Source organism: Streptomyces sp. Edi2, assembly GCF_040253635.1.
Taxonomy (GTDB): Bacteria; Actinomycetota; Actinomycetes; order Streptomycetales; family Streptomycetaceae; genus Streptomyces.
The window spans coordinates 4,767,447-4,788,251 of the sequence record NZ_JBEJGX010000003.1 but is presented as its reverse complement, the minus strand read 5'-3'; the positions used below and the strand labels follow the sequence as shown (position 1 = coordinate 4,788,251).

Sequence of the window (20,805 nt, the reverse complement as noted above, 5' to 3'; positions counted from 1 at the left end):
CTCGGCGGACAGTTGCAAGGACGCAGTCAGGCATGGCGGGGGCGTGGCGCGAGGTGCGCCCGCCCGACCGCGAGAGCCATGGTCCGGCCGGACGACGGCCGTGCGACCGACCCCTGTACACCTGACACTCCGTCAGCAACACTGTGCCGATGCGACGGACGACGACTGTGGCCGCCACCTCGGCGGCCGTGCTGTGTCTGGGTTCCCTGCTCACCGGTTGCGGAAGCGCGGCCGATCAGGGCTATGTCGCGGTGGGTGCGGCAGGCCCCGCCGATGATCGCGCGCCGAGCCGGGCCGTACCGCCCGAGGGCGGTGTCGAGCTGACTCCGCTGGACGGCGACGGAAGCCGCGCGGACGGTGACGGCCGCGGTGGCGGCGGAGACCGCGGTGGCGGGAACGGCGGCAGTGACAGCGGCAACGGCAGTGGCAGCGGTCGGGCGCGTACCGGGCGTCCCGTGCCGGAGTTCACCGCCGGATCAGGCAAGGGTGACGAGGCCGACGGCGCAGGAGCGCACGGCAGCTCAGGGGCTCAAGGCGGCGCAGGCGCATACGGCGCCCCTTCCGGCTCCTCCGCATCGCCTTCCGGCGCACACAGCGGCCACGGCAGCCACAGCGGGGGCGCGACGTCCCCCACCTCGCCGGGCGCACCCAACTCCCCCGGAGGTTCCACCCCGCCGCACGGCACCCCGGCCCCCGAGCCCCCTTCTCCCACCATCCCGGCCGGTCCGGGCGCTCCCGCCGGCCTCCTGGTAGGCAAGCCCGCCCTCGCCGGCACCGATGTCCGCTGGTGCCAGAAGGTCAGCGTGGACTTCCTCAACAACGGCGACCGCCCCGTCATCGCCGGCAGCGTCATCTTCGGCACCCACATCATCGGCGGCCTCGGCATCGACTGGGCCACCCTCACCTCCAGCCGTCCCCTCCCGCTGCCGCTCGCCGTGGGCAGGAGGCAGACCGGCACCTGGCGGGTGTGCGTGGACAGCTGGCGGGTGCCGCTGGGGATGCACCTCGACACCAAGGACGTCACCTTCAGGTGGAAGTGAGGGCCGGTCCGGGTGGAAGTCAGGGCCGGTCCGGGGTGGACGTGAGGGCCGCCCCGGAGTGGACGTGAGGGCCGGCTCAGGGAGAAATGAGGGCCGGTTCAGGGGGAAGCCAGGGCCGACTCTCGGACCTGGCCGAAAAGCGCCCCTGACGGGCGACGCGGAAGACCTTCCCGAAGGGCGATGAGTTCCGACCGGTGGGACCGTCTAAAGAGGCACAGACGCAGCCACCGGCAGCGACCCCGTCCCAGGGAGAAGACCATGCCCCAGATCACCCCCAACCTCTGGTTCGACACCCAGGGCAAGGAAGCCGCGGAGTTCTACTGCTCGGTGTTCCCGAACTCGAAGATCAACAACGTCACCTATTACAACGAGGCAGGTCCGGGCCCTGCGGGGACCGTACTGACGGTCGAGTTCGAGCTCGACGGCCAGCAGTACATCGCGATCAACGGCGGCCCCGTGTTCACCTTCAACGAGGCGATCTCCCTGATGATCGTCTGCGCCGACCAGGACGAGATCGACTACTACTGGACCAAGCTCTCCGAAGGCGGCGAGGAGGGCCCCTGTGGCTGGCTGAAGGACAAGTACGGCCTGTCCTGGCAGGTCGCGCCCGACGGCATGGCGGAGCTGCTGAACGACCCGGACCAGGAGCGCGCGACCCGCGCCATGAAGGCCATGCTCGGCATGAAGAAGATCGATATCGCCGCCCTCCAGGCAGCGGCGGATCAGGCGTAGGCCGGGCGCCGGGCGTAAGGACGTACGGGCGTAAGGGCGTAAACGGGGCGCCGCACGTAAGCGGGGCGCCAGGCACAAGCGATCAGGCCTGGAGGACCACCACCAGTCCCGGCGGACCACCCCTGCCCCGGCCACGGCCGTCTCACGACCGGCTGCGATGGCGCCCCGTCCGTAGCGGCCGCGGCGGTGCGGGGCTGCGGCCCACGCCCACCTCGCGCAGCGCCCGGGCGGCCGCATCCACTGCCGTAGGGGACGCCTCGGCGAAGACCGCCTCATGGGCGTCGGCATGGGCGCGGACGGCGCGCTCGGCGGTGCGCACCCCGTCCCGGGTCAGCCGGATCATGGTGCTCCGGCCGTCGTCCGGTGAGGGTTCGCGGAGGACGAGTCCGCGGCCGGCCAGGTGGTTGACGACGTTGCTGATGCCGCCGGAGGACAGCAGCAGGGCGCGGACCAGCTCGTTCGGCTTCAAACGGTACGGCTCACCGGCCCTGCGCAGGGCCACCAGGACGTCGAACTCAGCGATCGTCAGACCGAGTTCGGGCAGTACACCGCGGGTGGCCGCGTCCAGCGCGCCCGCGAGCTGAGTTATCCGCTTCGACAGCTCCGTCGTCGGGCGCAGCACATCCGGCAGCTCGGTGCGCCAGGCGCTCAGCAGCGCATCGACGGGGTCGGGGCGCGGCCCGGATCCTGCGGTCACCTCGGCAGGATAGTAGATCGACATCGTGATAGCTTTCTATAAAGCTTTCCTCCGAACGTGTAGAGGGAGACGTGCCATGGGAATCGAGCGTCAGGGAAACGAGCGCCGCCACACCCCGCGCCTGCTGTTGCGCGGTGGCCTGGTCATCGACACCGCCCCCCACCCCATCGCCCGCCCGCACACCGATGTCCTGGTCGAGGACGGCCGGATCGCCGCCGTGGGCCCCGGTCTGCCGGTGGACGACACCGATGCCGGCCTGGAGGTGATCGACGCCCGCACGATGGTCGTGCTGCCCGGCTTCGTCGACACCCACCGGCATCTGTGGCAGGGGGTGCTGCGGTCCGCCGCGGTCGACGAGAGCCTTGACCATTACCTCCACCGGATTCTCGGTGACCTCGGCGCCCGCTTCACCCCCGCCGAGGTGTACACCGGCAACCTCCTCGGCGCGCTGGAGTGCCTGGACTCCGGGGTCACCACCGTCCAGGACTTCTCCCACGTCCAGCACACCCCGGAGCACACCGCGGCTGCCGTCGAGGCGCTGGCGGAAGCGGGGATCCGTGCCGTCTTCGGCTACGGCTACCCCGTCTTCGACGAGGCCGCCCGCCAGGCCGACTGGGTGCGCAAGGCCCGCACCGACCACTTCCCGTCGCGCGACGCGCGGGTCACCATGGCCCTGGCCCCAGTCGGCCCCTCCTTCACTCCCCCGGAGGCCGTGCGCGAGGACTGGCTGCTCGCCCGCGAGCTGGACCTGCCCGTCGCCGTCCATGTGCAGGCCGGACCGGTGGCGCAGCGGCCGATCGCCGCCCTTCAGGAACAGGGGCTGCTCACCGCCGGCACCCTGTACGTACACGGCAACTCGCTGCCCGACTCCGAGCTGCGGCTGATCGCCGAATCCGGCGGGGCGGTGGCCATCACGCCGGCGATCGAGGCCTCGATGCGGTTCGGCGCGCCGATGGCGGGGCGGCTGCGCCGGGCGGGCATCACCACGGGGCTGGGCGCGGACGCGGTCACCTCGGCGCCGGGCGATATGTTCTCGCAGATGCGCGCCGCCTTGATGAGCAGTCACTTCGACGAGGACGAGGCGGCTTCCGGAACGTCCACGATCAAGGCGGCCGATGTGCTGCGCATGGCCACCGCGGAGGGGGCCGCGGCCCTCGGCCTGGGCGACGAGGTGGGATCGCTGGGAATCGGCAAGCGCGCCGACCTCGTCCTGCTGCGCGCCGATGCGCTCAACCTCGCCCCGGTGGCGCACGATCCGATCGGCGCAGTGGTGACCTCCGCGCACCCCGGGAACGTCGACACGGTCCTGGTGGGCGGGCGCCCGGTCAAGCGCAACGGGCGGCTGCTGTACGACGACCTCGGCGGCGTCCTGACCGAGGCCCACCGCGCAGCCGAACGCCTCGGGGCGTCGAACTCGTAGCGGCTCAAGGCCCTGCGAGCGCACCGGCCGGGGCAGATCGTGATCCCCTCGGAAATCGTGATCCCCCCGGCGATCGTGATTACCCCGGCGATCGTGATTCCCCCCGGCCCGCCTCGGTGCCAGGAACTACTGTCGCGCGCATGGTCGAACACGATGCCCTCCACGCCACCCGCGAGGCCTACGACGCCGCTGCCTCCACCTATGCGCAGTTGTTCCGCGACTCACTACGGGACAGCCCCCTGGACCGTGCGATCCTGGGCGCCTTCGCCGAGGCCGTACGGGCGAGCGGGGACGGTCAGGTCGCGGACCTGGGGTGCGGGCCAGGCCACATCACCGCCTACCTTGACGAGTTGGGGCCGACGGCGTTCGGCGTGGACACCTCGCCCGCGATGATCACGTTGGCTCGGCAGGCCTATCCGGGACTGCGGTTCGACGTGGGCTCGATGGCCGCGTTGAACATCGCCGACGGCGCGCTGGGCGGCGTCCTCTCCCGTTGGTCCATCATCCACACCCCACCGCAAGAACTCCCCGCCATCCTGGCGGAGTTCCACCGCGTGCTGGCACCCGGCGGCCACCTTCTGCTCGGCTTTTCGGCAAGCGAGGATCCGTCGCACCCGACGCAGGTCTTCGATCACACCGTCGCGCCCGCCTATCGGTGGTCGCCCGATCACCTTGCCGCGTTGCTCCGCACGTCCGGGCTGGCCGAGGTGGCCCGGATGGTGCGCGAGCCTCAGCCCACCGACCGTCGGCAGTTCCAGGAGGTTCACCTCCTCGCCCGCAAGGCCTACTGATCTTTTCGTAAGTTCAGTAGGCGGGGGCCGTTTCCGGCGTGGCGCGTGGGTCACCGGCGGAAGCGGCTCGCCGCGTGGGTCACGCGGCTGACGGGTCAGGAGAAGGGTCCCAGGATGACGTGCCGTGGACGGTGCCGACGGACTGTACGGCGCACCCCATGCGGTCGATGGCGGCGAGGACGGCGCGGCGGGCCGCGTCGCTTTCGGCAGGCGGGAACGCGACCCGGAGTTGATGCCCGTAGGCCGTCTCGTAGGTCAGCTGCCAGCCGGTGTCGGTGACGACGAAGTGGTCTTGCCGTTTGCCGTTGTATTCGTAGCCACCACGGTCCGCGGTGGGGGCGAGCGCGTCGCGCAGGATCCGCAGGCGCTCGGGGTAGGGGAGGAGGCCTCCTTCCCCTTTCGCCGGTTCCGCCGGTCCCTCCAGCCGGACGTAGACGTGATCGCGTTCGATCGCCGCATCGAACCAGGGGGCGGTTTCCCTCTCGTGGTGCAGGAGTTCGGAGCTGAGGCGGCCTCTGATCCACCCGGCGAGAAAGGCGGCAGCCCCGCAGTCGAATCGTTCGTAGTCGCTGTCGCGTGACCAGATCACCACCGGCCAGGACTCGGGCGGCCCCTCGGTCAGCCAGCACACTTGCGCCCCGTCATCGGTCATCGCCCAGGTGAGCAGTCCGCCCGGTTCCGGGAAGAAGGGGTAGGGGTACTGCTCCGGCCAGTCCTCGCGCAGCGGGCCGAAGTCCTCCACCAGATGTGCTTCGAGCCGGACCGGATTGTCGTCGCCGAACGGGGTGCACAGGCACAGCGCACCCCAGAAGTCACCGCGGCCGTACGTCTCGACCAACCTCTTGTAGTCGTCCGGAAGCCGGGTGCCCAACGCCCGCTCCGCATCGGCCCAGTCGCCGCGCCCGTTGACCGCTTCGGCGGGCGGCGGCACCCGTTCGATGATGCGGGCGAGGGGGCTGTGCGCATCGATCATGAACACACCGTAGGGCCGGTGTCCGGGGCGGGCCGTTCGCCGTGATCGCTGTGGTCCTCACATGTCGAGATGGACATGCTCGCAGCATGATTGGTGGGACTCCAGCATGTACTACTCCAAGTCCTGGGCCGGGGCAGAGAACCAGCAGAACTTCATGCTCAAGCACGGCGGACAAGAAGTCCCGCAGTCGCAGGCCAGGCCCGGCGACATCATCTACTACGAGCAGCAGGGGCCCGGCGCCGAAAACGAGCAGGGCCATACCCATCATGCCGCCGTGGTCACGTCCGTAACGCCGGATGGTGAAATCAAGTACACCGAGCACCAGGGCCCTTACCAGCACGTGAGCCTGCAAGGCCGGCTGCCGGCAACGGAAAAGGCCGAACGGCAGCAAAAGATCCGCATCGTCCGCCCGCACCCGGATTGGTACTGATACGCATGGCCGAGGCAGTTACTCAGCACGATGCGCTGCCCCATCGCCCGTCCCGGCGCTCGTGGGCGGTGGCCCTTCTGGTGCCGTTGCTCTCGGCGGCCGCTGTCGCCTGCTTCGCCACCACGCTGGCATTGTCCAGCGCCCACATCCACCACCAGTCGGATGCCTGCCGCTACATGGTCGTGCCGTGGACACACTTCGCATCTTCCTACGGCGGCCTGCTCGCGGCCATAGCGGCGACGCTCGTCTACCTGCTGATGTCGCGCGCCAGGCGCCGACGCGGAATCCAGCCCACTTCCGGCTGGCAGAGCTGGGTCCCCACGCTCTTCGTCGTCATCGCCGGTTTCATGATTCCCCTGACCGCGCTGACCGTCGCCCTGACCCACAAAGAAGCAACCGAGGCAGCCGCGAATATCGGAAAGCCTCTGTGTGAGGGCTGAAAGCCTGACGCGGCCCTGGGATGAGAACGCAAGCTTGCAAGACCAAGGCCGTCTCACGGCGGTGGAGAAGGGCGAGGGACAGCAGCGGGTGCGCATCGTCCACCCCCACCCGGATTGGTACTGATGACGGACACCTCAACCAGCAGCAGCACCCGGCGCACCCCCCTCCTGATCCCGCTGTTCGCGCTGTTCGGCGTGGGCGGTCTCACCGCGTACAGCAAGGCCGACGACGCGCACCTCGCCGCGGAGTGGGCACACTGCGGGGACCTCCCGCTGACCTGGCAGATGCACCTCAGCGCCTACGGTGCGCCGGCCTGCGGGCTCCTCACGCTCGTGCTGTTCTGGTGGCTCGCCAGGCGCGCCCGGCGGCGCGACGCATGGGTAGGCGATGGCTGGCCGGGCAAGTTCGCGATTGCCGCCGTCGTCGTCGACGTCCCACTGGTGGTGCTGGAGTTCTTCGTGGTCTGGTTCTTGTACCAGCCGTCGTCCGGTGAACCCATCAGCTGCGTCTAGCTCAGTCCCTCGGAACGCAGCCCGGGTGCACCTTTTGGCTCGTGGTTGTGGCGATGCCGAACTCCTCCGTCCTGTCGACCACTGAGGAGACGGGCCCTCTGACGGACGGCACACCGAACGGAGAGGTCACGCCATCGTGCGGGCTGGTTAAGCTGCGATAGAAGCAGGACCCGCTGATGGGGGGAAAGATGACTGTAGAGCCGGTCGAGCCAACCGCATTCCTCGACTCAGCGGAAGCCGAGACGAAGAAGGAACAGAGACACTTACCCGGAGACGGAGACGTCGGGACCCTTGGCTACGGATCCCCTGGTCCTGCGTTTGCCGAGGTCGTCATCACTGCTGTGGGCACGGCAGCCGTACTCCCCTTCATGCAGGCGCTTGCAACCCAAGCCGGAAACAGCGCGTTCGAGGCTGCCCGTCGCCTGGTGAGGGGGTGGGTCCGCGATCCCGGATCGAGTACTCCGCCGGTTATGGACGAGGGGGAGATCCTCAGGGTCATCGACGAAGGCGACGGACGACTGACATTCGAGGTTCCTCCCGGGCTTCCTGACGAAGCTTTGGAAGCCCTGACCCGGGTCAATCTGGAGGCTCTTGCCGCGCCTTCTCCCGATGGCGGGAAGGTGCTGATCCGATGGAACCCCGACGGTTGCGAGTGGAGCAGGACCATCATTTAGTCGGCTTGCAGGAGTTCGCACCGTCAGCTGCCCGTCGTCGGCGACCTGAGCTGTCCATGCCTCCGCCCGAAGCGGCGGAGTGCACCACGCCACCCGCCGGTCCTACGGTGCTCGCTCGCGGAAGCCGGCCGTGCCGTCGGCGGTGTCGAACCGGACGCTCTCCAGGCCCGCTGGTGGTGGATGAGGTTGGCCAGAGCGTCAGGTAGGCGTCGATGCCGAGGCTGGTCACCTCGCCGGTAGGGCCACCAGCCGGGCGATGAGCTCGATGGAAGCCGGAGCCCGTACCGTACTCGGCGACCTGCAGGTGCTGCCGCAGGTCCCGGATGGTTAGTGCTGACAAGCGGAGAGTCGGCGCTGAGGCGTGCGCGTACGGCATGGCGCGGCGCGAGGGGGCGTTCCTGTGGGCGATGGCGGTCGCTTCATGAGTGGCGGGATGCGGCGGCCGCCCTGGAGTGGGCCGGACGGGCAGCGTTGCTACCTCTCCGCCGATGAGAGCGAGGGCGGCGGGTTCCTGTCCCAGCTCGCCGACGAGATGGAAGAGGCTCAACTCCGGACCGGCGAGGAGCTGCTGCGGCACACGGCCGAGCTGCTGAACGGGCCGGCGGAGGCGACCGCCAGGGAACTCCGCTTTTGTGTCCACAGGCTGTGTGAAGCGCTGCGGGATGCGCTGCGAGTCGCCGAAAGCAGGGGCGGGCACCGGCGCGTGACGTAACCGGCGGAGGAATGATCAAGGGCCCGGCATCATCGTGATGCCGGGCCCTTGCAGGTAAGGACAGCCGGGCGCGCAGGGACAGCCGTGCGTGTGCGGACAGGCGTGCACGCAAAAGCAGCCGGGCGCGTAACAACAGCCGTACGCCCGAGGGCAACCGCGAAGAGACTCGTTACGCCAGCGCCAGCCAGGCCGCGCCCGCGACGACCAGGAGGGCGATGATCACGCCGACGATGACGCCCACGCGGGGGCCGGCGGACTGCTGCGGGGCGGGGGCGCGGCGGCTGCCGGGCTGCGGGGTGCCGCCCTCGTCCACGAAGGCCCGGAACATCTGCGTGCTGCCCGCCGGGTCGTAGTTGCCGCCGGCCTGGTTCTGCGGGTTGGTCGCCATGGGGAAGGACCCTAGCGAACCGGGGGCGGAGGGGCACCCCTGGGGCGCGTATGGGGCGCTCGGGAGGCTGCCTACGGAGCGGGGTCGGGCCGGGTACGGGGTGTGGACGGGGGCGCGGGCGGGTCGTCTGGGGGTGTCCCGCTACCGACCGGTATCGGCCAGGGGCCGACACCTACCGCCCCACCTGCACTTTTGCGCGTGACATCACTCTGTTTGACCAATTCCCTACGCAGACTTTTGAGCCCCTTTACTTCAACCCTGGACGATTTCGTTTGCCTTCAGCAACCAACTTTGCTTATGGTTGCCCGAAGCAACAAAAGATGTGGATGCATGCGATGTGCGAGGGATGGTGGAGAAGCCCGTGGCCGCCCACAGTCAGTACGAGGAACTGGCCAGGCAACTCAGCGCCATCGGTGCCGTCAAGCGCGAAATGGGGCGCATGCTGCCCCAGGAGTGCCCGCCCGCTTCGGCCGGGGTGCTCACCCTTCTCGACCGGCACGGTGAGATGCGGATGAGCCAGCTCGCCGAGCTGCTTGCCATCGACATGTCGGTGACCAGCAGGCATGTCGCCCATGCCGCCGAGCGCGGCTGGATCGAGCGGAAGCCCGATCCGGCGGACAAGCGGTCGCGGCTGCTGCGCCTGACCCCGAGCGGCACGGAGCTCCTGGAAGAGCTCGCCGAGCGCTACACCGCAACGCTCGCCCGGTACCTGGACGACTGGACCGACACCGACGTCGGACACCTCACCGAACTGCTCGCCAGGCTCCGCACGAGCTTCGGCGACTGCCGCCCCCGGGCGCATCACGACTCCACCACCCGTACACCCGCAGGATGAAAAGGAACTACATGGCTACGACCACACCAGCCGGTGTGCGGGGCGGCCACGCCAGGCACGGAGGCGGACACCATGCCTCCGACGGAGCCCCTATGACGCACCGTCAGATCATGGAGGCGCTGTCCGGGCTACTGCTCGGCATGTTCGTCGCCATTCTGTCGTCGACGATCGTCTCCAACGCGCTGCCCGAGATCATTCACGACCTCGATGGCGGACAGAGCGCCTACACCTGGGTCGTCACCGCCTCGCTGCTCGCGATGACCGCGACCACCCCGCTGTGGGGCAAGCTCTCCGACCTGTTCAGCAAGAAGCTGCTGGTGCAGTTCGCGCTGATCATCTACGTCGCGGGGTCGGTCGTCGCGGGCCTGTCGCAGAACACCGGGATGCTGATCGCCTGCCGCGTGGTGCAGGGCATAGGCGTGGGCGGCCTGTCCGCCCTGGCCCAGATCGTGATGGCCGCGATGATCTCGCCGCGTGAGCGGGGTCGTTACAGCGGCTACCTCGGCGCCACCTTCGCCGTCGCCACTGTCGGCGGCCCGCTGCTCGGCGGCGTCATCACCGACACCGACTGGCTCGGCTGGCGCTGGTGCTTCTACGTCGGCGTGCCGTTCGCGATCATCGCGCTGATCGTGCTGCAGAAGACCCTGAAGCTGCCCGTCGTCCGGCGCGAAGGCGTCAAGGTCGACTGGGCGGGCGCCTTCTTCATCAGCGCGGCGGTCTCGCTGCTGCTGGTGTGGGTGACGCTGGCCGGTGACAAGTACGACTGGATGTCGTGGCAGACCGCCGCGATGGTCGGGGGCGCGATCGTGCTCGGCGCGGTCTTCGTCTTCGTCGAGACCAAGGCCAAGGAGCCGATCATCCCGTTGCGGCTGTTCCGCAACAAGACGATCACCCTGGCGTCGGTGGCCTCGCTGTTCGTCGGTGTCGCGATGTTCTCCGGCACCGTCTTCTTCAGCCAGTACTTCCAGCTGGCGCGCGACAAGTCGCCGACGATGTCCGGCGTCATGACGATCCCGATGATCGGCGGACTGTTCATCTCGTCGACCGTCTCGGGCCAGGTCATCACCAAGACAGGCCGCTGGAAGGCCTGGCTGGTCGCCGGTGGCGTGCTGGTGACCGCGGGGCTCGGGCTGCTGGGCACCATCCGCTACGACACCGAGTACTGGCACATCGCGATCTTCATGGCCCTGATGGGCCTGGGCATCGGCATGATGATGCAGAACCTGGTGCTCGCCACGCAGAACCAGGTGGCCCCCGAAGACCTCGGCTCCGCCTCGTCCGTCGTGACCTTCTTCCGCTCGCTCGGCGGTGCGGTGGGCGTCTCGGCCCTCGGTGCGGTGCTCGCCAACCGCGTCACCCACTACGTCAAGGACGGCCTGGCCGACCTCGGCCCCAAGGCCGCCAAGGCCGCCGCCCACGGCGCCGGCAACAGCGGCGGCGGCATCCCGGACCTGGATTCCCTCCCGGCGCCGCTGCGAACCGTCATGGAGAGCGCCTACGGTCACGGTGTCGGCGATGTGTTCCTCTACGCGGCGCCCTGCGCGCTGCTCGCCTTCCTCTTCACCCTGTTCATCAAGGAGGTCGCGTTGAAGACGCGTGGCGGACTGTCCCAGAGCGCGGAGAGCGCCCAGGCCGCGGGCACCCCGGCGGCCGCCCCGGCGACCACGCCGGCGACCGTTCCGGTGACCGTTCCGGCGGCGGATGCCGTCGTCCCCGACCTCGCCGCCGCGGCGGCGGGCGAGGAGCGGGAGCCCGCTCTGGTGGGTGCCCCGTCGGTGGCCCCCGACGACGTGCACACGCCCTCCTGGGCGCAGCCGGCCGCGACCACGGCCACCGCCACCCAGCCGCTGGCGGCGTACGCCTCGGCCGGCGGCGGTGACGCCCTCCCGACCGGTTCCGCGGTCCATGGCTTCGTCCGCAATGCGGAGGGCCACCCCGTACCGCGCTCCGCGGTGACGCTGATCTCGCTCAGCGGGCGTCAGCTGGGCCGCGCGGTCGCCCAGGCCAACGGCTCGTACGTCCTCGACGCCCCCGGCGCCGGCTCGTACGTGCTGATCGCCGCGGCCGACGGCCACCAGCCGCAGGCGTCCACGGTCGTCGTCGGCGACCAGCCCCACGGCTACGACATCCTGCTCAGCGGCACCAGCGGCCTCGGCGGCCAGGTCCGCAGCGCGGCCACCGGCCGGCCGGTCGAGGGCGCGATGGTCGTCGTCACCGATGTCCGCGGAGAGGTGCTGGCCACCGGAATGACCGGCGCCGAGGGCTCCTTCGCCTTCGACGAGCTGGCACCCGGGACCTTCACCGTCGCCGTGAACGCCCCGAACCACCGCCCGGCCGCGCTGCCGGTCGAGATCGGCGGCCAGGGCACGACCCGGATCGAGATCGAGCTGCTGTCCGGCGCGCGGGTGCAGGGCATCGTGCGGGCCGGCGGTCCGGACGGATCCCGGCCGCTGCCCGACGCCCGGGTCACGCTGGTGGACGCGGCGGGCAATGTCGTGGCCACCTCGACGACCGGGGAGGACGGCGCCTACGCCTTCACCGACCTGGACGCCGGCGACTACACGGTCATCGCGAGCGGCTACCCGCCGGTCGCCACCGGCCTTGCGGTCGGTGCCCGTGGAGTCGACAGCTACGACGTCGAGCTCGCCCACCCCGAGGGCTGAAGCACCCGGGGAACGAACACCTGGGGCTGAAACACCCCGGGCCCGGGGATTCTCCCCGGGAGCGATACCCCGGGCCGGGGCGCGCGTTGAGCGGAGGCGCGTCCCGGCCCGGCCCCGGGGCTCCGGCGGCGGCGCTGCGCACAGGCAGGGGACGGCCTGCACGCCGCCGTCCGGAGCCCGACACTCCCCCGCGCTCCCGGCATCGCCGGAGCGGGGGGACCCCGACCAGGCAGGAAACAGGAGAGGCAATGACTTCGACGGGCGCGGGAGCTGCGGGACTGAGGGCTCAGGTCCGCACACGCGACGGCTGGGCGGTCCAGCACGCCGTACTGACCGTCACCGATATGACGGGCGCACAGGTGCTGCGCGCGGCGGCGGACGACGAGGGCGCCATCCGCAGCGCACAGCCGCTGCCCGCCGGCCCGTACACGGTCATCGTGACGGCCGTCGGCTATGCACCGGTCGCCTCCAGCGCGATCGTGACCGCGAGCGGCCGGATGGACGTCGGCAGCGTCGTCCTGGCGCGGCAGGGCGGGGCCGAGCTGCCGCCGCCCGGCGCCTGGACCATCGACCCGATGCACTCGACGGTGGCCGCGGTCGCCCAGCACCTGGGGATCTCCAGCGTGCACGGCCGGTTCACCGAGTTCAGCGGCCGGATCGAGATCGCCGAGGACCTGGCCGCCTCGCGGGTCGAGGCGGCCATCAAGGCCACGTCCATCGACACCGGCAACGGGATGCGCGACGGGCATCTGCGCTCCGAAGACTTCCTGAACGTCGAGGAGTTCCCGGAGATCACCTACCGCAGCACGGGCCTGGCACCGGCAGGGCCGGACCGCTGGACGGTGCACGGCGAGCTGTCGCTGCACGGTGTCGTACGCCCGGTGGACCTCGACCTGAGCTACCTCGGCACCGGCCCCGACCCCTGGGGCGGCGTGCGCGCCGCCTTCCGCGCCACCGCGGAGCTGCGCCGCGAGGACTTCAAGATGAACTACAACCAGGTCGTCGCGGCCGGCATCGCGGCGATCGGCACGACCCTGAAGGTCGAACTGGACATCCAGGCGGTGCAGGGCGAGAGCCTGCCGATGGGGTGAGGCCCGCCGGCGGGCTGACCGAGCGCTCTACTTGGCGGGGATCGCCGAGTAGAGCGCTCAGGCGTTCGCGGGGGGCGGGGGCGGGGGCGGGAACCGGCCTTCCCCCTGCGATGTCCTGGCAGGCATGGCAAAGCTTCTGTTCCTGATCCTGGCCTTTGCACCGTTCTGGGCGCCCTGCGTGTTCGTGATCGCCTCTGTGGCACTCGCCTTACGGGCCTACCGACGCTTACCGGGCGGCGGGTGGCACCTGCCGAGCGTCGCGACGTGCGCGCTGGTCGCGGTCATGGCCGGTGCGGCGGCGCTCGGCGCGTACGCATGGGGCGTGATGTCGGGGTTCTACGTCCTCGACCCGGATCAGATGTGTGCGGCGCTGGGAGTACAGGGCGACCGCATCGTGACGCGGGAGACGCTGCCGGTCAGCGCGCAGTGCGTCACGTCGGACGGCGTGGGGACGGAGCTGGTACCGGGCTGGGTGAATCCCGTGATCTTCCTGGGGCTCGCGCTGTTCGTGTTCGGCTTCGTGATGGGAATCCTCGCGGGCGTGCGCCGACACCGCGGCCTGCGGTGAAGCAATTCCGTCGTGGCCATCCCCCTCAAGGGACACGAGGTCCGCCGCGGCCCTTCTTGCACGAGCCCCCCTCAAGCGCCGGGCGAAGGCCCCCTTAAGGGTGGCGTTTCCCCCTAAGGGTGGTGTCTCCCCCTAAGGCCGGTCCCGCATCGCCTCGATTCCCGCGATCTGGAGATCGAGGGCGAAGGCGAAGTCCCGGTCCAGCATGTCCACGGCGCTGCGGCCCCGGCGGACGTGGTCGGCCCGGGTGGAGGGTTCCAGCAGCTCGGCGAACTCCGGGCGGTCGGTGAGCGCGGCGACGACCTGTTCGAAGTAGTCGTCGAGGCTCATGCCCACGGCACGGCAGCGGGCCTCGTGCGTGGCCCGGATCGTCGAGAAGCCGTAGACGAAGTGGAAGAGGGACGCCAGCGCGCCGGACATGCGGTCCGGGGCCAGGCCGCTGCGGTGCATCACCCGCTGGGTGGCGTGGGCGAAGGCCGTCGCATGCGGGCCGATGTTGAGGAACTCGCCCAGCAGCCGGGCCGCCCAGGGGTGGCCCAGCAGCATGTCGCGGTAGCCGACGGCGAGCGTGCGCAGCTGGTCGCGCCAGTCGGCACCGGCGTCCGACGCGTCGGGCAGGGTCGTCTCGCCGACCACCGCGTCGACGGCCAGTTCCAGCAGGTCGTCCTTGGTGTCGACGTACCAGTACACGGACATCGCGGTGACGCCGAGTTCGGCGGCGAGCCGGCGCATCGAGAACTTCGACAGGCCCTCGGCGTCCAGCAGCCGGACCGTCGCCGCGACGATCTTGTCGAGGTCGAGTCCGGCCGGCTGCTCCGCCTTCCGTTTGAGCGGGGGCCGTTCGGTCAGCCAGACGCTGTTCGGCCGCTTTCCGGTGCGGTCGTCCGTCGCTGCCATGGCGCCCCTCCCTGTCCCGAGCGCCTTCGACGTCGTGGGTGCCGTCGTCACGGTCGGCTTCGGTGTTGTCGTCGGTGTGGTCGTCGATGTGGTCGTCGGTGTCGTCATTCGTTGACACCGCTCGGTGACGTCATGCGGTGACGTCGTCGTCGGTGTCGTCGGCGGTGACGGCACGTATGGATGCATACGTGCCGCCGGTACGCGCTGTTCACGCGCACCTGCCGAGCCGATGCTATTCCGCCGCGGCGGTGGCCGGTTGCGCACCGGGAGCCGTGGCCGCCTGCTCCGCGTCCCCTCCGGTACGCTCCGCCCGGCGCAGCAGGACGGCGGCGAGCAGCCCGCCGAGGAACACCGCGGCCGCGCCGACCAGCTGGCTGGTGCCGATGCCGGCCGCGAAGGCGTCGTGGACGGCGGTCCGTTCGGCGGCCGTACGGGTCCGGGCGAGCGCCGCGGTCAGCGACCCGGCGCCCGCGGCGGCCAGCGGAAGCAGCGCCGCGAAACGGGAGTTGAGGACCGCGCCGAGGACGGCGACGCCGAGGCCCTGGCCGAATTCCATCAGGGTGCCGTTGACACCGGCCCCCACGCCCGCCTTGGCCGGCGGGATCGCGGACATGATGGCGTTGGCCATCGTCGGCATGGCGAACGCGACGCCGACACCCATCACGACCAGGCCGCACAGCATGCCGCCGTAGCCGGCGCCGCCGAACAGCGAGATGGCGGCGAGGCCGGCCGCGAGCAGCGACATCCCCGAAACGATCAATCCGGGGGTGCCGAGCCGGGGGAGCAGACGGGCGCTCAGGCCGGTGAAGTTGACCAGGATGACGGTGACGGCGAGCGGCGCCATCCGCAGTCCGGCATCCAACGGTCCGTAACCCAGGACCAGTTGCAGGTGCTGGGTGAGCAGGAACATCGAGCCGCCCATCCCGAAGGCGACGAGGATGCCGCCCGAGACGGCGCCGATGAACCGGCGGTTGCGGAAGAAGTGCATGTCCAGCATCGGGTGCGGGATGCGCAGCTCCCACAGCGCGAAGACGGCGAGCCCGGCGACTCCGATGGCCGCGGAGATCAGCACCCGGCCGGACAGCCAGCCGTACATCGGCCCGGAGATGATCGCGAAGACCACCCCGACCATGCCGATCATGGACAGCAGGGCACCCAGGAGGTCGAGGGGGGGTCGCGCGGACGCAGGCGTACCGGCGGCGGGCGTACCGGCCGCGGAGAGGGCTCCGCTGCGGCTGCTCGATTCGGGGACGAGGGCGACGACGGCCGCCAGCGCGATCACCGCGACGGGCAGATTGACCAGGAACAGCGAGCCCCACCAGAAGTGGTCGAGCAGCGAACCGCCGATCAGCGGTCCTGCGGCGAAGCCGAGGGAGTTGACCGAGCTCCAGATGCCGATGGCCCGGGGGCGCTCCTCGTCGTCGAAGATCTGCATCACGACGGCGAGGGTGGTGGTCACCAGCAGGGCCCCGCCGACGCCCATACCGGCGCGTGCGGCGATGAGCTGACCGGGCGACTGGGCGAGGGCGGCGCCGAGCGAGGCGGCCCCGAACAGCGCCAGGCCGACGATGAGCATCTTCTTGCGGCCGTAACGGTCGGCGGAGTTGCCCGCGGTGAGCAGCAGGCCGGACTGGACCAGCGAATAGGCGTTGATCATCCACTGGACGTCGGCGGTGGTCGCGCCCAGTTCCTCGGTGAGGGAGGGGATCGCGACGTTCAGGACGGTGTTGTCGAGGACGACCGTCAGCTGGGCGAGGCAGATGACGGCGAGGATCAGCCAGCGGGCGGCCGGGCGGCCTGGTGGCTCAAGAGTGGCGGTGGTGGCGTCGGAGGCCACGGAGGGCATACGGGCTCCCTGGACGGAGTGAGCGGTGACTTACACCGTACAGGGAGCCTTATACGCCGTACATTTCGTTTTCGACTGCGGGGGGGAGGGGTCGGCCGCTGGGGGGAGGGAGGGGAGCGGGCCGGTCTCGCGGGCTACGCCCCCTGACCCCCGGGCCCCACCGGGCGCCCCGCCCGGCACCCCTACGGGTCGCGGGCCACCCCTACGGGTCACCCCTGCAGGTCCCCCCTACGGGTCACGCCTTCCGGGTCAGGTCGTAGAAGGTGGCACTGCCGACCGTGACCTTCTTGAAGGTCTTCTCCACCCAGGAAGTGATCTTCGACGAGCCGCCCCGGCCGCCACCGGGGCCGCCCTTGCCGCCACCACGGCCACCACCGGGGCCGCCCTGCCCGCCCGCGATGAAGTAGTGGATCTTCCCCGCCGCTACCTGCTTCTTGAACTGGTCGAGGGTCGGCGAGGGGTCGCTCCCGTTGAAGCCGCCGATCGCCATCACCGGCTTCTCGGTGGCGAGTTGATAGCTCGCGGCGTTCTGCGAGCCGATCGCCGCGGCGACCCAGGTGTAGTCCCCGGCGCCCTTCTCCAGCAGCGTCTTGGCCCGGGCGCTCACCTTGCTGCCGTTGAGCAGACCACCCATGCCGCCCATACCGCGCATCCGCCCGGCGCCCCGCTCACCGAAGCCGCCCGCTCCGCCCGGCCCGCCGGGGAAGCCCTGCCAACCGCCTTGCAGACGGCCACCGGCGCCCTGCCCCGGCAACCGGCCCGGACGGGTGCCCTGCCGGGCGCCTTGGTGATTGCCCTGCTGGTTGCCTCGGGGGCCACCCAGACCCTGCCCCTGCCCCTGGCCCTGACCCATGCCCCGGCCACCCGGCATGGCTCCGTTGTTGCCGCGCCACTTTCCGGGCCGCCCGCCGCCGTGGAAGCGGCCGCCGGGCCCGCCCATGCCGCCGCGCACCGCGGGGCCTGCGGTGATGATCGACCCACCCTTGGGGGTGTTGACCGTTTGGAGCGTGTACGCGACCGGACCGGCCAGCGCCGTCGCCACTCCGAGCCCGGCCGCCAGCACCGCGAGACGCCGGCCGGTCCGCCGCGGGGCGCGTTCCTGCCCTCCGCGCCTCGCCGACTCTCCATCCCCCGCCGACTCTCCACCCCTCGCCGGCTCACCGTCCCCCACCGGCTCACCGTCCCCCACCGGCTCACCGTCCCGCACCGACGCTCCGTCCCGCGCCGACGCTCCCGCCCCAACCGGCACCAACAGCCCCAGCACCGACAGCACTCCGAGGGCCACCACCGTCCAGCGCAGCCACGGCAGCCAGCCCGGCGACCGGTCCAGCAGCACATACGACCATCCAGCGGTCACCGCGACCGTCCCGGCCAGTACGAGCGCACCGCGCCGCCCGCCGCGCCGCCACCACAGCGTCGCCCCCATCCCGACCAGCGCCGCGATGTACGGGGCCAGCGCGATGTTGTAGTACTGATGGAAAATCCCGGACATGAAGCTGAAGATCGCGAAGGTCATCAGCAGCGCGCCGCCCCACACCAGGAACTCCGCCCGCTGACCGGCCTGTTCGGCATCGGTCGCACGCCGGGCCCGCCACAGCACCCACACGCTCGCGACCAGCAGGATCAGCGCCGCGGGCAGCAGCCACGAGATCTGCCCGCCCATGTCGGACGAGAACAGCCGGGTGATCCCGGTCTCTCCCCATCCGCCACCCCCGCCGCCAGGACGCCCACCGCCCCCGCCGACGCTGCCGGTCTCATTGCCGCTGATCCGGCCGAGGCCGTTGTAGCCGAAGGTCAGCTCCAGGAAGCTGTTGTGCTGCGAGCCGCCGATGTACGGGCGCGAGGACGCCGGCCACAGCTCGACGATCGCCACCCACCAGCCGCCTGACACCACGATCGCCAGCCCGGCGAGCAGCAACTGCCCCAGCCGCCGGCGCAGCGCGACCGGCGCACAGCAGGCGTAGACGACGGCGAGGGCCGGCAGGATCAGCCACGCCTGCAGCGTCTTGGTGAGAAACCCCATGCCGAAGCAGACACCGGCCAGTACCAGCCACTTCGTACGGCCGTCCGCGAGCGCCCGCAGCACTGCGGCGATCGCACAGACCATCAGCAGGCACAGCAGCGCATCGGGGTTGTTGAACCGGAACATCAGCGCCGCGACCGGCGTCACGGCCAGCGCCCCGCCGGCGAGCAGTCCCGCCCCGGCACCGAAGCGACGCCGTACGGCCCCGTGGAGCACCCCGACCGTCGCCACACCCATCAGCGCCTCGGGCACCAGGATCGCCCACGAACTGAGCCCGAAGAGCCGTACGGACAGCGCCATCGGCCACAGCGCGGCCGGCGGCTTGTCGACGGTGATGGAGTTCGCCGCGTCGGAGGAGCCGAAGAAGAACGCCTTCCAGCTCTCGCTGCCGGCCTGGACGGCGGCCGAGTAGAACTGGTTGGCATAACCGGAGGCCGACAGGCTCCAGAGGTAGAGCACGGCCGTGACCAGCAACAACGCCAGCAGCGCGGGTCGCGCCCAGCGCGGACCGGCAGCGGGCCCCGACGCCGCCCCGGGAGCCGTGGCCGATGCCTTCGCGCTCTCCCGTGACGTGAAGGGGGGCGGATACGACGGTGGGGCCGGCGTATCGGGCGAGGACGGGGTCATCGAGCGCTCCTGGTGAAGATGAAGGTCAAGGTGAAGGTCAAGGCGAAGGGAAAAGCGTGGTGATCGTGCGGGGGCGGCGGGATCAACGAGCGCTCCCGGTGGAGTCGTGATGGCCGTGGTGGTCGTGATGGCCGTGCGCGGGGTGTGGCTGCGGTGCGCCGGCCACGTCGCGCCGCTCGCGGTCCGGGAACACCCAGGCGCGGAAGAGCAGGAACCGCAGCACCGTCGCCGCGAGGTTGGCGGCCACCAGCACCGTGAGTTCGGTGCCGTGCGAGGCGTCGCCGCCGGCGGCGGCCAGGGCAGCCAGGGAGCCGCTGGTCAGCGCCAGCCCGATGGCGAAGACCACCAGTCCCTGAGCCTGGTGCCGCACGGCCCGGTCCCGGCCCCGCACCCCGAAGGTCAGCCGCCGGTTGGCCGCCGTATTGGCCAGCGCCGACAGCAACAGCGCCACGGCATTGGCGGCCTGGGGCCCCACACCGAGCCGGAAGACCGAGTACAGGCCGAGGTAGAGCAGGGTGCTGATCCCGCCGACGACACAGAACCCGACGAGCTGACGGGCCAGCCCGCCGGGCACCCCGGACAGCTCACGGTCCCGCGGGTCGTCCCCGAACGGCCGGGCGAGCCGGTCCAGCGGCAGCACCCCGGTCGCCAGCGCCCGCGCCACCCGCCATACGCCCTTGAGGTCGTCGGCGGCCGTCCGCACCAGCTGCACGGTGCTGTCGGGGTCGTCGACCCAGTCCACCGGCACCTCGTGGATCCGCAGCCCGGCCCGCTCCGCGAGCACCAGCATCTCGGTGTCGAAGAACCATCCGGTGTCCTCGACCATCGGCAGCAGCCGCGCGGCGACATCGCCGCGGATGGCCTTGAAACCGCACTGCGCATCGGAGAAGCGTGCGGAGAGCGAGCCGCGCAGGATGAGGTTGTACATCCGCGAGATGAACTCCCGCTTCGGGCCGCGCACCACCCGCGCGCTGCGGCTGAGCCGGGAGCCGATCGCCAGATCCGAGTGCCCGGAGATCAGCGGTGCGACCAGCGGCAGCAGCGCGTTGAGATCGGTGGACAGATCGACGTCCATATAGGCCAGCACCGGGGCCTCGGAGAGGGACCACACGGTGCGCAGCGCCCGCCCGCGCCCCTTCTGCTCCAGCCGTACCGCCGTGACCTCGTCGATCGCGTCGTCGAGCACGGCGGCGACCTCCGGCGTACGGTCCGTGCTCGCGTTGTCGGCGATGGTGATGCGGAAGCCGTACGGGAAGGTGCGGGCCAAGTGCTCGTGCAGCCGCCGTACACAGGGCTCCAGGTCGCGTTCCTCGTTGTGGACCGGGATCACCACATCGAGGACGGTCGCGATCTGACCGAGCCGCAGATGCTCGCGCGGTGGCAGGGAGCCCAGCGGTGTGCGGGGCGGCTGTGTCGTCGTCATGCCTACGACATTCGCCGCCCGC

At 70.7% G+C, this 20,805-nt stretch carries 21 protein-coding genes; 14 read left to right on the top strand and 7 right to left on the bottom strand.

Annotated features, from left to right (window positions below; all coding sequences use genetic code 11):
* The first annotated feature begins 149 nt into the window (after positions 1-149).
* Positions 150-1,040 (top strand): hypothetical protein, encoded by an 891-nt coding sequence (locus ABR737_RS24545; RefSeq protein ID WP_350252316.1) that lies wholly within the window; start codon positions 150-152, stop codon positions 1,038-1,040.
* Between the two features lie 258 nt (positions 1,041-1,298).
* Positions 1,299-1,772, top strand: coding sequence for a VOC family protein (locus tag ABR737_RS24540; protein ID WP_350252315.1), 474 nt, complete (start codon positions 1,299-1,301; stop codon positions 1,770-1,772).
* Positions 1,773-1,914: 142 nt separating this feature from the next.
* Here the strand turns inward: ABR737_RS24540 and ABR737_RS24535 are convergent, their stop codons facing one another.
* The gene (locus ABR737_RS24535) at positions 1,915-2,493 is read right to left on the bottom strand and encodes a MarR family winged helix-turn-helix transcriptional regulator (RefSeq protein ID WP_350252313.1); all 579 of its coding nucleotides are present in this window, start codon (positions 2,491-2,493) and stop codon (positions 1,915-1,917) included.
* Positions 2,494-2,545: 52 nt separating this feature from the next.
* Here ABR737_RS24535 and ABR737_RS24530 point away from each other — a divergent pair, with 52 nt between their 5' ends.
* On the top strand, positions 2,546-3,889 hold the full coding sequence (locus tag ABR737_RS24530) for an amidohydrolase family protein (protein WP_350252311.1): 1,344 nt from the start codon (positions 2,546-2,548) through the stop codon (positions 3,887-3,889).
* A gap of 140 nt (positions 3,890-4,029) precedes the next feature.
* Positions 4,030-4,680, top strand: coding sequence for a class I SAM-dependent methyltransferase (locus tag ABR737_RS24525; protein WP_350252310.1), 651 nt, complete (start codon positions 4,030-4,032; stop codon positions 4,678-4,680).
* A 79-nt stretch (positions 4,681-4,759) separates the two neighbouring features.
* Here the strand turns inward: ABR737_RS24525 and ABR737_RS24520 are convergent, their stop codons facing one another.
* Complete coding sequence (locus ABR737_RS24520) at positions 4,760-5,653, bottom strand: SMI1/KNR4 family protein (protein WP_350252308.1); 894 nt, start codon at positions 5,651-5,653, stop codon at positions 4,760-4,762.
* 106 nt (positions 5,654-5,759) lie between these two features.
* Here ABR737_RS24520 and ABR737_RS24515 point away from each other — a divergent pair, with 106 nt between their 5' ends.
* From ABR737_RS24515 to ABR737_RS24495, 5 genes are all read left to right on the top strand, one after another.
* Positions 5,760-6,083, top strand: a complete 324-nt coding sequence (locus ABR737_RS24515; protein ID WP_502964367.1) for a hypothetical protein — start codon at positions 5,760-5,762, stop codon at positions 6,081-6,083.
* Positions 6,084-6,088: 5 nt separating this feature from the next.
* The gene (locus ABR737_RS24510; RefSeq protein ID WP_350252304.1) at positions 6,089-6,523 is read left to right on the top strand and encodes a hypothetical protein; all 435 of its coding nucleotides are present in this window, start codon (positions 6,089-6,091) and stop codon (positions 6,521-6,523) included.
* A 123-nt stretch (positions 6,524-6,646) separates the two neighbouring features.
* On the top strand, positions 6,647-7,036 hold the full coding sequence (locus ABR737_RS24505; RefSeq protein WP_350252303.1) for a hypothetical protein: 390 nt from the start codon (positions 6,647-6,649) through the stop codon (positions 7,034-7,036).
* 188 nt (positions 7,037-7,224) lie between these two features.
* The gene (locus ABR737_RS24500; protein ID WP_350252301.1) at positions 7,225-7,710 is read left to right on the top strand and encodes a hypothetical protein; all 486 of its coding nucleotides are present in this window, start codon (positions 7,225-7,227) and stop codon (positions 7,708-7,710) included.
* 421 nt (positions 7,711-8,131) lie between these two features.
* On the top strand, positions 8,132-8,422 hold the full coding sequence (locus ABR737_RS24495; protein WP_350252299.1) for a hypothetical protein: 291 nt from the start codon (positions 8,132-8,134) through the stop codon (positions 8,420-8,422).
* Positions 8,423-8,591: 169 nt separating this feature from the next.
* Here the strand turns inward: ABR737_RS24495 and ABR737_RS24490 are convergent, their stop codons facing one another.
* Entirely contained in the window at positions 8,592-8,810 is a 219-nt protein-coding gene (locus tag ABR737_RS24490; protein ID WP_350252298.1) for a hypothetical protein, read from the bottom strand.
* Between the two features lie 361 nt (positions 8,811-9,171).
* Between ABR737_RS24490 and ABR737_RS24485 the strand changes: the two genes are divergently transcribed.
* From ABR737_RS24485 to ABR737_RS24470, 4 genes are all read left to right on the top strand, one after another.
* Positions 9,172-9,645, top strand: coding sequence for a MarR family winged helix-turn-helix transcriptional regulator (locus tag ABR737_RS24485; protein WP_088802206.1), 474 nt, complete (start codon positions 9,172-9,174; stop codon positions 9,643-9,645).
* 92 nt (positions 9,646-9,737) lie between these two features.
* On the top strand, positions 9,738-12,308 hold the full coding sequence (locus ABR737_RS24480; RefSeq protein WP_502964366.1) for an MFS transporter: 2,571 nt from the start codon (positions 9,738-9,740) through the stop codon (positions 12,306-12,308).
* A 248-nt stretch (positions 12,309-12,556) separates the two neighbouring features.
* On the top strand, positions 12,557-13,399 hold the full coding sequence (locus tag ABR737_RS24475) for a YceI family protein (protein WP_350252294.1): 843 nt from the start codon (positions 12,557-12,559) through the stop codon (positions 13,397-13,399).
* A 124-nt stretch (positions 13,400-13,523) separates the two neighbouring features.
* Entirely contained in the window at positions 13,524-13,967 is a 444-nt protein-coding gene (locus ABR737_RS24470) for a hypothetical protein (RefSeq protein WP_350252292.1), read from the top strand.
* 132 nt (positions 13,968-14,099) lie between these two features.
* On the opposite strand, the gene ABR737_RS24465 is transcribed toward ABR737_RS24470, so the two are convergent.
* The 3 genes from ABR737_RS24465 to ABR737_RS24455 all read right to left on the bottom strand — a co-directional run bounded on the left by ABR737_RS24465 (position 14,100) and on the right by ABR737_RS24455 (position 19,207).
* Positions 14,100-14,864 carry a TetR/AcrR family transcriptional regulator gene (locus tag ABR737_RS24465; RefSeq protein WP_350252290.1) on the bottom strand — a complete coding sequence of 255 codons (765 nt, stop codon included), beginning with the start codon at positions 14,862-14,864 and terminating at the stop codon, positions 14,100-14,102.
* Positions 14,865-15,096: 232 nt separating this feature from the next.
* Positions 15,097-16,710 (bottom strand): MFS transporter, encoded by a 1,614-nt coding sequence (locus ABR737_RS24460; RefSeq protein WP_350252288.1) that lies wholly within the window; start codon positions 16,708-16,710, stop codon positions 15,097-15,099.
* Positions 16,711-16,945: 235 nt separating this feature from the next.
* Positions 16,946-19,207 carry an ArnT family glycosyltransferase gene (locus ABR737_RS24455; protein WP_350252286.1) on the bottom strand — a complete coding sequence of 754 codons (2,262 nt, stop codon included), beginning with the start codon at positions 19,205-19,207 and terminating at the stop codon, positions 16,946-16,948.
* Between ABR737_RS24455 and ABR737_RS24450 the strand changes: the two genes are divergently transcribed.
* Entirely contained in the window at positions 19,197-19,376 is a 180-nt protein-coding gene (locus ABR737_RS24450; RefSeq protein WP_350252284.1) for a hypothetical protein, read from the top strand. The genes ABR737_RS24455 and ABR737_RS24450 overlap by 11 nt on opposite strands.
* A 66-nt stretch (positions 19,377-19,442) precedes the next feature.
* Here ABR737_RS24450 and ABR737_RS24445 read toward each other — a convergent pair whose 3' ends face one another.
* Positions 19,443-20,783 carry a bifunctional glycosyltransferase family 2/GtrA family protein gene (locus ABR737_RS24445; RefSeq protein ID WP_350252283.1) on the bottom strand — a complete coding sequence of 447 codons (1,341 nt, stop codon included), beginning with the start codon at positions 20,781-20,783 and terminating at the stop codon, positions 19,443-19,445.
* Between the last annotated feature and the right edge of the window lie 22 nt (positions 20,784-20,805).